The organism is Devosia sp. Micro-HW1 (genome assembly GCF_056341075.1).
Map to the genome: position 1 here is coordinate 3,681,968 of NZ_CP094375.1, position 13,192 is coordinate 3,695,159.

General features: G+C 63.4%; 13 protein-coding genes. 5 read left to right on the forward strand and 8 right to left on the reverse strand.

Translation table 11 applies throughout. The annotated features are described in order from the left end of the window. Positions 1–24: 24 nt before the first annotated feature. Positions 25–1,740 carry an alpha/beta hydrolase gene (locus MQW79_RS17745; RefSeq protein WP_476585819.1) on the forward strand — a complete coding sequence of 572 codons (1,716 nt, stop codon included), beginning with the start codon at positions 25–27 and terminating at the stop codon, positions 1,738–1,740. A gap of 3 nt (positions 1,741–1,743) precedes the next feature. On the opposite strand, the gene MQW79_RS17750 is transcribed toward MQW79_RS17745, so the two are convergent. Both MQW79_RS17750 and MQW79_RS17755 read right to left on the reverse strand, forming a co-directional pair. Further along, positions 1,744–2,514 carry an SDR family NAD(P)-dependent oxidoreductase gene (locus MQW79_RS17750; RefSeq protein ID WP_476585820.1) on the reverse strand — a complete coding sequence of 257 codons (771 nt, stop codon included), beginning with the start codon at positions 2,512–2,514 and terminating at the stop codon, positions 1,744–1,746. A gap of 3 nt (positions 2,515–2,517) precedes the next feature. Then, entirely contained in the window at positions 2,518–3,201 is a 684-nt protein-coding gene (locus MQW79_RS17755) for a GntR family transcriptional regulator (RefSeq protein WP_476585821.1), read from the reverse strand. Positions 3,202–3,327: 126 nt separating this feature from the next. Here MQW79_RS17755 and MQW79_RS17760 point away from each other — a divergent pair, with 126 nt between their 5' ends. The 4 genes from MQW79_RS17760 (at position 3,328) to MQW79_RS17775 (ending at position 7,824) form a co-directional block, all read left to right on the forward strand. Continuing rightward, a complete protein-coding gene (locus MQW79_RS17760; protein WP_476585822.1) occupies positions 3,328–4,866 on the forward strand; it encodes an aldehyde dehydrogenase family protein in 1,539 nt (512 codons plus the stop codon). A 148-nt stretch (positions 4,867–5,014) separates the two neighbouring features. Continuing rightward, positions 5,015–5,974 (forward strand): sugar ABC transporter substrate-binding protein, encoded by a 960-nt coding sequence (locus tag MQW79_RS17765; protein WP_476585823.1) that lies wholly within the window; start codon positions 5,015–5,017, stop codon positions 5,972–5,974. Between the two features lie 93 nt (positions 5,975–6,067). Further along, positions 6,068–7,099, forward strand: a complete 1,032-nt coding sequence (locus MQW79_RS17770; RefSeq protein ID WP_476585825.1) for an ABC transporter permease — start codon at positions 6,068–6,070, stop codon at positions 7,097–7,099. Then, positions 7,096–7,824 (forward strand): ATP-binding cassette domain-containing protein, encoded by a 729-nt coding sequence (locus MQW79_RS17775; RefSeq protein WP_476585827.1) that lies wholly within the window; start codon positions 7,096–7,098, stop codon positions 7,822–7,824. Before MQW79_RS17770 ends, MQW79_RS17775 begins: the two co-directional genes overlap by 4 nt. 199 nt (positions 7,825–8,023) lie before the next feature. Here MQW79_RS17775 and MQW79_RS17780 read toward each other — a convergent pair whose 3' ends face one another. From MQW79_RS17780 to ugpA, 6 genes are read right to left on the reverse strand one after another with little or no spacing between them, the layout of a single operon-like run. Then, complete coding sequence (locus tag MQW79_RS17780; RefSeq protein ID WP_476585828.1) at positions 8,024–8,800, reverse strand: HAD-IIB family hydrolase; 777 nt, start codon at positions 8,798–8,800, stop codon at positions 8,024–8,026. After that, positions 8,797–9,582: a DeoR/GlpR family DNA-binding transcription regulator gene (locus MQW79_RS17785; RefSeq protein WP_476585829.1), complete on the reverse strand. Its 786-nt coding sequence runs from the start codon at positions 9,580–9,582 to the stop codon at positions 8,797–8,799. The genes MQW79_RS17780 and MQW79_RS17785 overlap by 4 nt, the downstream gene beginning before the upstream one ends. A 10-nt stretch (positions 9,583–9,592) precedes the next feature. After that, positions 9,593–10,339 (reverse strand): glycerophosphodiester phosphodiesterase family protein, encoded by a 747-nt coding sequence (locus MQW79_RS17790; RefSeq protein ID WP_476585830.1) that lies wholly within the window; start codon positions 10,337–10,339, stop codon positions 9,593–9,595. A 45-nt stretch (positions 10,340–10,384) separates the two neighbouring features. Further along, on the reverse strand, positions 10,385–11,437 hold the full coding sequence (locus tag MQW79_RS17795) for a sn-glycerol-3-phosphate import ATP-binding protein UgpC (protein ID WP_476585831.1): 1,053 nt from the start codon (positions 11,435–11,437) through the stop codon (positions 10,385–10,387). Between the two features lie 3 nt (positions 11,438–11,440). Next, the gene (ugpE, locus tag MQW79_RS17800) at positions 11,441–12,289 is read right to left on the reverse strand and encodes a sn-glycerol-3-phosphate ABC transporter permease UgpE (protein ID WP_476585832.1); all 849 of its coding nucleotides are present in this window, start codon (positions 12,287–12,289) and stop codon (positions 11,441–11,443) included. Between the two features lie 12 nt (positions 12,290–12,301). Further along, positions 12,302–13,186: a sn-glycerol-3-phosphate ABC transporter permease UgpA gene (ugpA, locus tag MQW79_RS17805; protein WP_476585833.1), complete on the reverse strand. Its 885-nt coding sequence runs from the start codon at positions 13,184–13,186 to the stop codon at positions 12,302–12,304. Positions 13,187–13,192: the final 6 nt, after the last annotated feature.

Genomic DNA, 13,192 nt, shown 5'->3' on the forward strand with positions numbered 1-13,192 from the left:
TCGAACACAAACGCGGAGGCGAAAATGACCGACAAGGTGTCGACGGCGGAATCGGCCGGTGTCGAAATGCGCCAGACATCCTGGCTGACCAAGCTCATCCGGTTCGTTTCCAAGCCGGGCATAGTCGTTGGCCTGCTGCTGTTTTCCATGTCCCTGACCCCGTCGCTATTGCCCCGCGCCTATCTGGTGCAGGGCATCGTCTCCGGTGTCGCCTTTGCCGCTGGCTATGCGATCGGCTCGGTCATCCAGTGGGTCTGGGAATATTTGGGCCTGCGCTGGCCCGCGGGAAGTACCGGGCGCTGGCTGGGCTGGATCATCGGCATCGTCACGGCCGGCATCACCGTTTTCTCGCTCTGGGCGACGACGGGCTGGCAGAACGCCGTGCGCGAAGCGATGGGGCAGCCACCAGCCGACAATACCGACCCATTTCTTGTCGTGCTGGTTGCCTTGGTGCCGGCCCTGATCCTGGTCGTGGTCGGGACCGTTATCGTGGTGGCCATCCAGTTCGTCGCCAAAAAGCTGTTCGGTCGACTGCCTCGGAGGGTGTCTTTCCTGCTCAGTCTGGTGGCAGTGGGCGTGCTGGCGGCCATGCTGTTCAATGGCGTACTCCTGCAGGGCGGGCTCCGCGCTGCCGACTCCTTCTTCCAGCAGCTCGACGCGATCGCCACCGACGACACAGCGCCGCCGGCCAATCCCAACAGTTCGGGCAGCGCCGAGTCGCTGGTTGCCTGGGACACGATCGGCCGCGACGGCCGTACCTTTGTTGAGACCGGGCCGACGCAGGCCGACATCGCCGAAATGACCGGCCGGCCCGCGATGGAACCGCTGCGCACCTATGTGAGCATGCGCTCGGCCCCGACGGTGGAGGAGCGGGCCCAGATGGCGCTCGATGAAATGCTGCGCATCGGCTCGTTCGATCGGTCGATCCTGGTCATTGCCACGCCGGTCGGCACCGGCTGGATCGATCCGGCAAGCCAGGATTCCATCGAGTATTTGTGGGATGGCGATGTGGCCAGCGTGGCTCTGCAATATTCCTACCTGATCAGCCCGCTGTCGCTGGTGGTCGAGCCTGACTACGGACGCGAATCGGCGCAGGCCATGTTCAAGAAAGTATACGATCACTGGCGAACTCTGCCGCCGGACGATCGCCCGGAGCTCTGGCTCAGCGGGTTGAGCCTCGGGGCCCATAATTCCCAGGCCTCGGCCAATCTCTATGAAATCGTCGGAGATCCGATCAACGGCGCCATGTGGGCAGGCCCGCCATTCACCAGCCGGGTCTGGCGCGAGTCGACAGCAAATCGCGAGCCCGGCTCCCCCGAATGGCGCCCTGTTCTGGGGGACAGCACCATCGTTCGGTTCGGCAATAGCGGCGAAGACTTCCTGGCCGAGAGCACCGACGACTGGGGTCCGATCCGCGTCGCCTTCATCCAGCACCCCAGCGATCCGATCGTCTTCTTCAGCTTTTCCTCGCTCTATCAGACGCCCGACTGGATGGTCGGCGAGCGCGGGCATGGCGTCACGCCCGAGCTGGGCTGGTATCCGGTGGCAACGCTGCTGCAGCTGGGTATGGATATGGGCCTGGGCCTGTCCGCCCCGGTGGGATATGGCCATAAATATTCGGCTGCCGACTACACCGATACCTGGGTGGCGCTGACCGAACCTCCGGGCTGGGACGAGGCGAAGATGGCCGCCCTCAAGAAGCGCCTGTCGGATGAAGAGAATGCCCGCTGGGGGGACTAGGTCCTAGGTGTTGGCCCAGCCGGCATCGACAAGGAATTGCTGGGCCGTGATCATGGCACTGTCCTCGGCCGCGAGGAACAGTGCCATGCGCGCCACGTCCTCGGGATAGAGCCGGCCAGGCAGTGCCTGGCTTTCCTCGATGAGGCTCTCGGCCCGCGCATCCACCCACTCGCTGAGCTGGCGCTGGGTCATCACCCAGCCCGGCACCAGCGTATTGACGCGGATGCCGTGCTTCCCCAGGTCGCGCGCCATGGCACGCGTAAGGCCATGCATGGCCGCCTTGGCCGTCTCGTAGAGCGGCAGGCGCGGTACCATGATCATCCAGCTAATGGACCCCATGTTGATGATCGAGCCGCGTCCGGCCCGGATCATGCCCGGCGCCACCGCCTGCATGGCAAAGAAGCCATGCTTGAGATTGGTGGCCATGCGTTCGTCCCAGTATTCGGGCGTGACATCGGCCCAGTTGTGCCGGTCGTCATGGGCGGCATTGTTGATCAGCACCAGCGCATCGCCATGCGCCTTTGCAAAGTCAGCAATGGCAGACTGGCAGGCGGCGATGTCGCGCACGTCACAGGGCGCGAAGGCGACAGCGTGCCCCGCTGCCCTCAGCTCGGCGGCCAGGCGCTCTCCAGCCTCGGCCTGTATGTCGAAGAACCCCACCTTGGCGCCCTGGGTCGCGAAATGGCGAACCATGGATTCACCAATGCCCGAGGCGCCACCGGAAATGACGACGGGCGTATCGGCCAGGCTGGGATATCGGGCGAAGTCGGTCATGGGCTAGACGAAGAGACTGGCATGTTTGGTTTCGAGGGCAGGCAGGTGGTCTAGAATGCTGCCCAGATGCTTGGCCATGGCTGCCTTGGCGCCCTCGACGTCCCGTGCGTCAATGGCGGCCATGATGGCGCGGTGTTCGCGTACGCGGCGGGCCATGTCGGCCTCCGTTTGCAACGTCAGGTTGCACACCCGGTCCATATGCGACTTCATGTCGGCAATGGCGATCCAGGCAATGCCCACGCCTGCGCCCTTGGCGATGGCGATGTGGAAGGCCTCGTCGTGCTCGCGGAAGCCGGCATGGTCGAGTTTTGATGCATCGATCTCCTGCTCGTCCAGCAGCGTCTCGATGCGCTTGCGCTGCCAGGGGTCGAAATTCTGCGCCGCCTTCTCCACCACCGAGATCTCGACCGACTGCCGCACGAACAGGGCCTCGGTCATTTCGCGCGCCGAAATCCGGGCCACGACCGTACCGCGATGCGGACGAATCTCGATCAACCGCGAATTGGCAAGCCGGATCATCGCCTCGCGAACCGGCTGGCGCGAGACGCCCAGGCGGGTGGCAATGTCCTGCTCCGAGAGACGCGTGCCCGGTAGCATGTCGAGTTCGACAATGGCTCGGCGCAGGTCTTTTTCGATCGAAGCGGCCGCACTTTCGGCCGTGTCGGAAGCCGCAATATCGATGGTCATATGACAACACACTCCGCCCATTGACATCCTGCGTGGAGGAGCCATACGGTACCATACAATTCCATACCGGTTGCGCAAGTGCAGACCGGAACGACGAGGAGGGTGGGCGTTCGCTCACCGACGCTTATGACCATCGAGCCGCGCTTTCAGGACAATTTCGTAATCCCGAACCTTAGTGATCCGCGGCTCGCTGATCAACGCACCTATCGCATGCTTATCGACGGGAAGTCCCGCGATGCCCTCTCGGGCGAAACCATCGAGCGCCGCAGCCCCGGTCACCGCGCCAGCGTCATCGCCAATTGGCCCGCCGGCGCCACTGCCGATGCCGATCTCGCCATTGCCGCCGCCCGCAAGGCTTTTGACAACGGCCCCTGGCCGCGCATGAGCGGCGGGGAACGCTCCAATATCATGCATGCTGTGGCATCGGGCATCCTCGCCAATCGCGACGAGCTGGCGCTGGCCGAATGCCTGGAAACCGGCAAGCCGCTGGCCCAGGCGCGGGGCGAAATCGACTACTGCGCCGATATGTGGCGCTACGCGGCGGGCATGGCGCGTGGGCTCGAAGGCGACACCCACAATGCCATTGGCGACAATCGCCTTGGCCTGGTGTTGCGCGAGCCTGCCGGCGTCGTTGGCATCATCACGCCGTGGAATTTCCCCTTCATCATCGTCTCCGAGCGCGTCCCGTGGGCGCTTGGCGCCGGTTGCACGGTGGTGGTCAAGCCCAGTGAATTCACCTCGGGCACCACTGTTCGCCTGGCTGAAATCGCACTTGAGGCCGGCGTGCCGCCGGGTGTGTTCAACGTCATCACCGGCACTGGTCCCGCAGTGGGGCAGATCCTCGCCGAAGATCCGCGCGTCGACGTCCTGGCCTTTACCGGCTCGGTCCGTGTCGGCACGCAGCTGGCCGGCATCGCTGCTTCCAATATCAAGCGCGTCGGCCTCGAACTGGGCGGCAAGGGCCCGCAGATCGTCTTTGCCGATGCCGATATCGAGGCCGCGGCCGATGGCATTGCCTATGGCGTCTATCACAATGCCGGACAGTGCTGCATTTCGGGCAGTCGGCTGATTGTCCACAACGCCATCCGTCCGGCTCTGCTGGACCGCTTGGTAAGCCTGTCTAAGCGTCTGCCCTATGGCGATCCGCTGGGCGCCACCACCCGCTACGGCGCCATGGTCTCGGACCAGCATATCGAGAAGGTCGCGGCCTATGTCGACAAGGGCGTGGCCGAAGGCGCCGAGCTGCTGCTCGGTGGCAGCAAGATGGGCGTCGAAGCGGGGAATTTCTTTGCCCCCACCGTCTTCGACAAGGTGCGGCCCGACATGGCCATTGCCCAGGAGGAAATCTTTGGGCCGGTCCTGGCCACCATTGGCTTCGACACGCCGGAGGAGGCGGTCGCCCTGGCCAATGGAACCCCGTTCGGGCTTTCGGCAAGCGTCTGGTCGCGCGATCTCGAAACCGCCATCCAGACCACGCGCCGCATCCGTGCCGGCCGCTGCTGGATCAATTCGGTGATCGACGGAACGCCGGAAATGCCCATCGGCGGCTACAAGAAAAGCGGCGTGGGCCGCGAACTGGGCCGCTACGGCTTTGATGAATACAGCCAGTTCAAGGGTTTGCACATGACCCTTGGGCGGCCACAGCCATGGTTCCAGCCCTCCTGACCGAATGAAAATCGCTCCGGTGGAGCGATCCCAGGGCAGGAGAAGCCGGAACCACGGAGAGGGATTGGGCGGTGCGCTCTTTGGTCGGAAGCACCGTCCGACGCGGGGTCTGAGGAGACCCGCATTCGATCCAAGGGAGGATTAAGCGATGCATTTGACCAAGTCAAAGACGGCACTTCTGGCCGGCTGCGCCCTGTTCCTGAGTGCCGGGGCCGTCATGGCTCAGGATCAGGAGCCGGTTTCGGCCACCATGATCATCTATCTCGATCCATCGGTGCAGTTCTTCAACCCGGTGGTGAAGGGCGCGCAGGATGCCGCTGCCGCCTTCAACGTCGATCTCGACGTGCAATATGCCAACAATGATCCGGTCCGCCAGAACGACCTGATCGACAGTGCGGTGGCGACTGGGGTGGACGGCATTGCCGTGGCAATCTCCAGCTCCGACGCCTTCGACGACAGCATCTGCAATGCCGTCGACGCCGGCGTGATCGTCATCGGCTTCAACAATGACGACCTCGAAGGCGCTGCCGGCAATTGCCGCCAGGCCTATGTTGGCATGAACGAGGAAGCCTCGGGCTACGAGCTGGGCATCCGCATGATCGAAGAGTTCGGCCTCAAGGAAGGCGACGTGGTGTTCAACCCGCGCGAAATTCCTGAAGCCAGCTTCGCCGTTGCGCGTGGCGGTGGCATCGAACGCGCCATGAGCGAGCACGGCATCACGGTGGAAACCGTGCGCGCCGGTCTCGACCCGGCTGAAGCCCAGAACATCATGGCTCAGGCGCTCATCGCCAACCCCAACATCAAGGCCGTCTTCGGCACCGGCTCGGTCACCTCGACCGTGGGCGCGGGCGCCATTGCCGATGCGGGCGTCGATGTGCCGTTCGGCGGCTTCGATCTCGCTATCGAAATCGTCAACGCGGTCGAGTCCGGCGCCATGTTCGCCACCATGGATCAGCAGCCCTACCTGCAGGGCTACTATCCGATCGCCCAGATCGCAATGGCGGCCCGCTACGGCCTGACCCCGACCGACGTCGACACCGGCCAGGGGGCATTCCTCGATCAGGCCCGTATCGGGGCGGTCAAGCCGCTTATCGGAACCTACCGCTGATCTTCCAAAGGGTCCCGCGGTCAGGAGGCTGCCGGCAGTGTTTGCCACTGCCGGCAGCATCTTCCCGAGCGCTGATGCCCCCGTTTTCTGGACTTGGATATGACCGTGACCGAACTTGAAACCGTTCGTACCGGGACCCCCCGGCGATCTCCGGCCGATTGGCTGCACCAGATCCTGAGCATGCCTGCCGGCGCCATCCTGCTGGTGTTCTTGGTCGTGCAGCTGGGCTGCATCATTGCCGGCCTCGCCTTCCCGGACGACTTCCGCTACCTCTCGCCGCAGAATATGGGCATCCTGATGCGTTCGGTGCCCGTGCTGGGCTGCCTCGCTCTGGGCGCCGGCATCCTGATGATCGCGGGCGAGTTCGATCTCTCCATCGGCTCGGTCTATACGCTCACCGCCATCATCATGGCCATGCTGGTGGGCAACGGAATTGACGCCTTCATCGCCGCGCCCATCGGCCTCATGGTCGGCGCGGTCATCGGGCTGGGCAATGGCTTCCTGACGCTGAAATTCAACCTCCCCAGCTTCATCGTCACGCTCGGTGGCCTCTTGTTCTGGCGCGGTGCCGTGCTGCTCATCAATGGCGCGGTGCAGGTGCGGTTCGACCCCAATCCGGTGTTCAACGCCATGTTCGGCGGCACTTACTTCGGCATCAACGCCGCCTTCATCTGGTTCATCCTGCTCTGCCTCGCCTTCTGGGCGCTGCTGCACCGGCACAAGCTGGGCAACCATATCTTTGCAACCGGCGGCAACCGCGCTGCGGCCACTGCCATTGGCGTCAATACTGGCCGCATCAAGATGATCGCATTCGCCATCGCCGGCTTCATGGCGGCCTTTGCCGGCATTCTCGCCACCACCCGCGTCGGCTCGGTGCAGCCGGGGCAGGGGGCCGGGCTTGAACTCCAGGCCATCGCCGCCTGCGTCATCGGCGGCCTCTCGTTGCGAGGCGGACGCGGCTCGATCCTCGGCGTCTTCCTCGGCGTCATGCTGATCTTCACCATCACCGACGTGCTGCTGCTGATGCGGGCGCCCGGCTTCTATCTCGACATGTTCATCGCCACGCTCATCGTGGTCGCCTCGATCTTCAATCACGGCCTTGATCGCCGGGGAGCAACAGCATGAGCCTCCTCGCCCTTCACAATATCAACAAGAGCTTCGGGCCCCTGAAGGCGCTCAGCGACCTCAGCTTCGAGATCAACGAAAACGAGGTCGTGGGCCTGCTTGGCGACAATGGGGCCGGCAAGTCGACGACGGTGAACCTCATCTCGGGCATCCACCGCCCGACTTCGGGCCATATCTCGGTCGATGGGCAGAAGCAGGTGTTCACCTGCCGCCGCGACAGCGCCGAGGCGGGGGTGGAAACCATCTACCAGAACACGGCTCTCGTGGATTCGCTCTCGATCTCGCGCAACATCTTCCTGGGACGTGAGCTGACTGACCGCTTTGGTTTCATGGACCTGAAGCGCATGCGCGAGATTTCCATGCAGGTTCTGGAAAGCGCCGTCCACATCTCGGGCATCGATAGCCCCGACAAGATGGTGGGCGATCTCTCCGGCGGCCAGAAGCAGGCCGTGGCCATTGCCCGCGCTGTCTTCTTCAAGCGCCGCGTGCTGTTGCTGGACGAACCGACTTCGGCACTCTCAGTGCGCGAGACCGAGGCCCTGCTCAACCAGGTGCTGAAGCTCAAGGCCGAGGGTGTATCGAGCGTGCTGGTAACGCACAATCTCTACCACGCCTACCAGGTCTGCGACCGCTTCGTGATCATGAGCCACGGCACCAAGGTGCTGGATGTGACCAAAAAGGATACGACCATCGAGGAACTGACCCAGCACGTCGTACTGACCTGATCCAACTGATGCTGGCAATACAGACGGCGGCGCAGGTGCGTCGCCGTTTTCAGGTGGGCCTGAAAAGCAAAGTCAGTGGGTCGGCTGCTCAGCCACCTCGTCGAGGCACCAGCGCAGCATGTCCTGCCTGCCGCCCTCGTAGCCTGCCCGCTGTCCAAGATTGGGGTCTATTCGGTCACAAATCTCATATTAAGGGAGACTAGGCGCGCCGGGCCTCCAGCAGCGCCTGCGCCATTTCCACGAAACCCAGTCCCGCCGGACGTGAGGTGATCCATTGCGGGCGCTTGGGCAGGTCGGCTAGAACCGGAGCAATATTGGCCACGCCGAAGGATTTGCTGACGAAGCTGAACATCGGCCCGTCATTGCGCGAATCCCCCACAAAGCTGACGAAATGGGCGACGTCGCCGTCGCTGAGCCCCATGCCCCTGAGCAGGCGCTCACTCATGGACCGTTTGTCATAGTCACCCAGCCACGTATTGATATGCACCGAGCTGATCGCGACCGTGCCGCCCATGTCTCGGATAACAGCCGCCAGCTGGTCGACCGCTGTGCGCTCGTGGCCGACAATGTCGATGGCGACGTCAGCCACCCGGAGGCACTGGTCATGCGCAAGGCGGAAGCGGTCGCCCAGGAGCGGTATGATCGTGGACAGATGCTCCGCCTGGCGTTGCCGCTGCAGCGTCTCGTCTTCCCAATATTCGAACGTGGCGCGATTGCCCTCTGCCGTCATGACGAAAGCGCCACTCTCGCCGATGGCCGCGGCCACGGGCCATGCCCGCACGATATGCTCGCACCAGCCGGCCGAGCCCCCCGTGACGGGGACGATGCGAATGCCGGCATTGGCCAGGTCCCAGAGCGCCTGATAGGTCTGGGGCAGCAAACGCCCCTCGGTAGTCAGCGTGTCATCAATATCGGTGAACAGATACTGGACGGCGCTGAGGTCTTCCGGTTCTGGTGCGGCGCCCTGGAACATCATGCGGGCTCCTCGTCGCATACCACGACTTCCGTGCCCGCCTCGACCAGCGCCGCCGCCGCCTTGCCATCGGCAGGAAGGCGGTCGGTGAACAGGGTGGTGATCCGCCCGAACGGCACGACGCGCACGCTGGCGTCGCGCGTCCACTTGCTGACATCGGCGGCCAGGAACTGGATGCGTGAATTGGCGATCAGCGTCGTCGTGGTCTGGGCTTCCGAATAGCTGAAGTCCAGCACGCCCTTGTCCGGGTCGAGCGCCCCCGCGCCGATAACCGCATAGGAGGCGTAGAACTTCTCGAAGAAATGCAGCGAGTCCGCGCCGACGACGTCGCGATCATTGTGGCGCAAGAGGCCCCCGGTCATGTGCACCTCGACCTGCGGCGCGTCACACAGCATCAGCGCCACGTCGATATTGTTGGTGACGATCCGCAGCCCCTGATGCAGGCGCAAGGCCTCGGCCACGAACTGCACGGTGCTGCCAATGCCCATGAACACGGTCGAGCCCGGCTCGATGGCCGCCGCGATGCGGCTGGCAATGCGGCGCTTGGCGGCGCTGTTGAGCGCCGCGCGGGCATTGATCGAGATATTGCGGCTCTCCACCGGGGCATCGACGCCGCCGTGGAAACGACGCGCATAACCCTCGTCACACAGCGCGTTGATGTCGCGCCGTATGGTCTGGGTCGTCACCTGATAGCGGCCGGCGAGCTGCTCGATATATTGGGCGCCCTCGGCCTCGATCAGGGCCAGAATATCGCGTTGCCGGCTCGACAGCATGTCTTGCCCCATGGTGACCCCACTACCCGAGGAAGACCTTCGGATCGTCGGTGATGACGCCGGTCAGGCCCGCACCCCAGAAGGAGACGAGCTGCACCGGATCATTGCAGGTCCAGGCCCGAACCTTGATGCCGCGCCTGGTTGTCTCTTCCAGCATGCCGATGCTGAGAGCCTTGAAATGCATGTGGATCGTGGTCGCCGGGATGGCGGCCAGCTGTTCGGCCCAGTCTTCCGGCGGCCGGCCCCAGAGCATCGCCATCTCGAGTTCGGGCTCAAGCGCATGCATCGCCTTGAGCGCTTCGGGATCGAAGCTCGAGATCATGATCTCGGTGCCCGCGGCGCGCTTGCTGATATCGGCCTGCACGGCCCGGACCAGTTGGTCGAGCGACTTGTGGTGCTTGTGCTGCTTGATTTCGACATTGGCGCTGAGGCCGAGTTCGCCGAGCGCCTTGATGGTCTCGGCCAGGGTCGGGATGCGTTCGCCGGCAAAGCGCGGGTCGAACCAGTTGCCGGCATCGAAGCTGCCAATTTCGGCGCCGGTCAGATCACCGAGTGAACCCTTGCCCGAACTGGTGCGGTCGACGCTGTCATCGTGGATGACGACGAGTGTGCCGTCGGCGCTGAGCGCAACGTCGAGTTCGACCCACTTGGCGCCCGCTTCGGCCGCAGCGCGGAAGGCGGCAATGGTGTTTTCCGGGGCAATGGCCGAGGCGCCCCGATGGGCCTGGACTTCGTTGCGGACGGGACCGATGGAGGATTGGGCTGTCATGACGCGTCTTTGTGTAAAGGTGGGCAGGCCCTTAGGCCGATTTTGCTACAGATTTGCGACAGTCGTGTCCGTCCGCAGGCCCGACTGTGCATTGTATGGGTGGATGTCCGCGAGGGCAGCATGCAGGGTCACGGACGAACCTTCGATGATTTCCGGGCGCCCCGGCACGCTCAACACTACGGATTGGCCAGAATTGTCCAGCCGCACGTGCAGATGGCTTTCCCCGCCTATCGGTTCAAGCAGTTCGACACTGCCCGCAAGGGCAATGCCGTCCCCCGGCTGTTCGCTCAGGAACAGGGCATCGGGCCGGATGCCGATGATGTCGGTACCGGCGGGCAGGGATACAGGCTTGGCCGACAGCGTGGAAACCGGGATGAGGTTCATCGGCGGCGAGCCGATGAAGCCGGCCACGAACACGGTTGCTGGGCGGTCATAGACTTCGGTGGGCGTGCCGATCTGTTCGACGAGGCCCCCATTCATCACCACCAGCCGGTCGGCCAGCGTCATCGCTTCGAGCTGGTCGTGGGTGACATAGAGGCTCGTGGTCTTGAGGCGGCGCTGCAGCTTGCGGATTTCCACCCGCATCTGCACGCGCAGTTTGGCGTCGAGATTGGAAAGCGGTTCGTCGAAGAGGAACGCTGCCGGTTCGCGCACGATGGCCCGGCCCATGGCGACGCGCTGGCGCTGGCCGCCGGAGAGCTGGCGCGGCTTGCGGTCGAGCAGGGGCCCGATCTCGAGGATATCGGCGGCCTCTCGCACGCGCCGGTCGATTTCCGGGCGCGGCGTGCCCCGGTTCTTGAGACCATATTCAAGGTTTCCGCGCACGCTCATATGCGGGTAGAGCGCGTAGTTCTGGAACACCATGGCAATGTCGCGTTCGGCCGGCTCGGCCTTGACCACGTCGCGCCCACCAATCTCGATGCGGCCTTCGCTCACGGTTTCGAGACCCGCCACCATGCGCAACAGCGTGGACTTGCCGCAGCCCGAGGGGCCGACCAGGACGATCAGCTCGCCGTCGGCCACGTTGAGATTGACGCCTTTGACGGCCGGAACATTGCCGTAGTTCTTCTTGAGGTCGATCAGGTCGATCGTGGCCATGGTCTATTTCTCCGTTTCCACGAGGCCTTTGACGAACAGGCGCTGCATGAAGATGACGACAAGGACGGGGGGCAGCATGGCCAGGATCACCGAAGCCATGACGAGGTTCCACAACGGCTCGGCATCGGCGGTGGCGGCCAGCCGCTTGATGCCCATGACAACCGTATAATAGCGGCTTTCGGTGGTGACGATCAGCGGCCAGAGGTACTGCACCCAGCCATAGATGAAGAGGATCACGAAGAGCGCCGCGATATTGGTGCGCGAGAGCGGCAGCAGAATATCGCGGAAGAACTTCATCGGCCCGGCGCCATCGACGCGCGCCGCCTCCATCAGCTCATCGGGCACGGTGAGGAAGAACTGGCGGAACAGGAACGTGGCGGTTGCCGAGGCGATCAGCGGCAGGGTGAGCCCGACATAGGAATTGAGCAGCCCCAGATTTGCCACTACCGCGAATGTGGGGATGATGCGCACCTCGACCGGCAGCATCAGGGTGATGAAGATGATCCAGAAGGCCAGGAGCCGGAACGGGAACTTGAAGAAGACGATCGCATAGGCCGAGAGCAGCGATATGGCGATCTTGCCCACTGCAATCACCACCGCGATGATCAGTGAGTTCATCAGCATGATCGAGACAGGCGGCGCACCGGCGGTGGAAATGCCCTGGGTGAGCATGCGCCCATAGTTTTCGACCATGTGAGGGCCGGGCAGCAGGGGCACGAGGCCGCGCATGAAGTCACCGCTGCCATGGGTCGAAGCCACGAAGGCCAGATAGACGGGAAAGACGACGACGACGACGCCGGCAATCAGCACCAGATGGGTGAGGAAGCTGAGCCAGGGGCGATTTTCGACCATTCTCTGCGCTCCCTAATACTGCACGCGCCGCTCGACATAGCGGAACTGGATGACGGTGAGGACGATGACGATGAACATCAGCACCACGGATTGGGCCGCCGACGAGCCGATGTTGAGGCCGAGGAAGCCATCGGCATAAACCTTGTAGACGAGGATATTGGTGGCCTGGTTCGGGCCGCCATTTGTGGTGGCGTCGATGAGGCCGAAAGTGTCGAACATGGCGTAATTGATGTTGACGATGAGCAGGAAGAAGGTCGTGGGCGAGAGCAGCGGGAAGACGATGGTCCAGAACCGCTTGAAGGGTCCCGCACCGTCGATGGCGGCCGCCTCGTTGAGCGATTGCGGCACCGATTGCAGCCCCGCCACAAAGAACAGGAAATTATAGGAAATCTGCTTCCAGCTCGCGGCGATGACGACAAGGATCATGGCCTGGGTGCCATCGACGCGGTGGTTCCAGCTGATGCCAAGGCCGCGCAGCAGATAGGGCGCGATTCCGATAGTGGGGTTGAACATGAACCACCACAAAATGCCGACCACGACCGGAGCCACCGCATAGGGCCAGACCAGCAGGGTCGTATAGGCGCGGTTGGAGCGGATCACGCGGTTGACGGCCACGGCCAGCAACAGAGACAGGCCCATGGAGAGCAGGGTGACGAATACGGCGAAGATGGCGGTCTTGTGCAGCGAGTTGAGGTAGCTCGGATCGGCAAACAGGCGCGTGTAATTTTCGAACCAGATGAACGTGGTTCGGAAGCCGAACGGGTCCTCGCGCTCAAAGGACGATTTGACGGCCTGAGCGGCGGGCCAGATGAAGAAGACCAGCGTGACCGCCAATTGCGGCGCCAGAAGCGCGTAAGGCAGCAGCTTGTTCGGAAAGATGGTGCGTTTGGATTGCATGGGCCG

What these genes read in the sequence shown, in the direction of transcription:
- MQW79_RS17790 (WP_476585830.1), bottom strand. Translation starts at nt 10,339, where the DNA reads ATGACAGCCCAATCCTCCATCGGTCCCGTCCGCAACGAAGTCCAGGCC.
- MQW79_RS17785 (WP_476585829.1), bottom strand. Translation starts at nt 9,582, where the DNA reads ATGGGGCAAGACATGCTGTCGAGCCGGCAACGCGATATTCTGGCCCTG.
- MQW79_RS17775 (WP_476585827.1), top strand. Translation starts at nt 7,096, where the DNA reads ATGAGCCTCCTCGCCCTTCACAATATCAACAAGAGCTTCGGGCCCCTG.
- MQW79_RS17760 (WP_476585822.1), top strand. Translation starts at nt 3,328, where the DNA reads ATGACCATCGAGCCGCGCTTTCAGGACAATTTCGTAATCCCGAACCTT.
- MQW79_RS17745 (WP_476585819.1), top strand. Translation starts at nt 25, where the DNA reads ATGACCGACAAGGTGTCGACGGCGGAATCGGCCGGTGTCGAAATGCGC.
- ugpE (WP_476585832.1), bottom strand. Translation starts at nt 12,289, where the DNA reads ATGGTCGAAAATCGCCCCTGGCTCAGCTTCCTCACCCATCTGGTGCTG.
- MQW79_RS17765 (WP_476585823.1), top strand. Translation starts at nt 5,015, where the DNA reads ATGCATTTGACCAAGTCAAAGACGGCACTTCTGGCCGGCTGCGCCCTG.
- ugpA (WP_476585833.1), bottom strand. Translation starts at nt 13,186, where the DNA reads ATGCAATCCAAACGCACCATCTTTCCGAACAAGCTGCTGCCTTACGCG.
- MQW79_RS17750 (WP_476585820.1), bottom strand. Translation starts at nt 2,514, where the DNA reads ATGACCGACTTCGCCCGATATCCCAGCCTGGCCGATACGCCCGTCGTC.
- MQW79_RS17795 (WP_476585831.1), bottom strand. Translation starts at nt 11,437, where the DNA reads ATGGCCACGATCGACCTGATCGACCTCAAGAAGAACTACGGCAATGTT.
- MQW79_RS17780 (WP_476585828.1), bottom strand. Translation starts at nt 8,800, where the DNA reads ATGATGTTCCAGGGCGCCGCACCAGAACCGGAAGACCTCAGCGCCGTC.
- MQW79_RS17755 (WP_476585821.1), bottom strand. Translation starts at nt 3,201, where the DNA reads ATGACCATCGATATTGCGGCTTCCGACACGGCCGAAAGTGCGGCCGCT.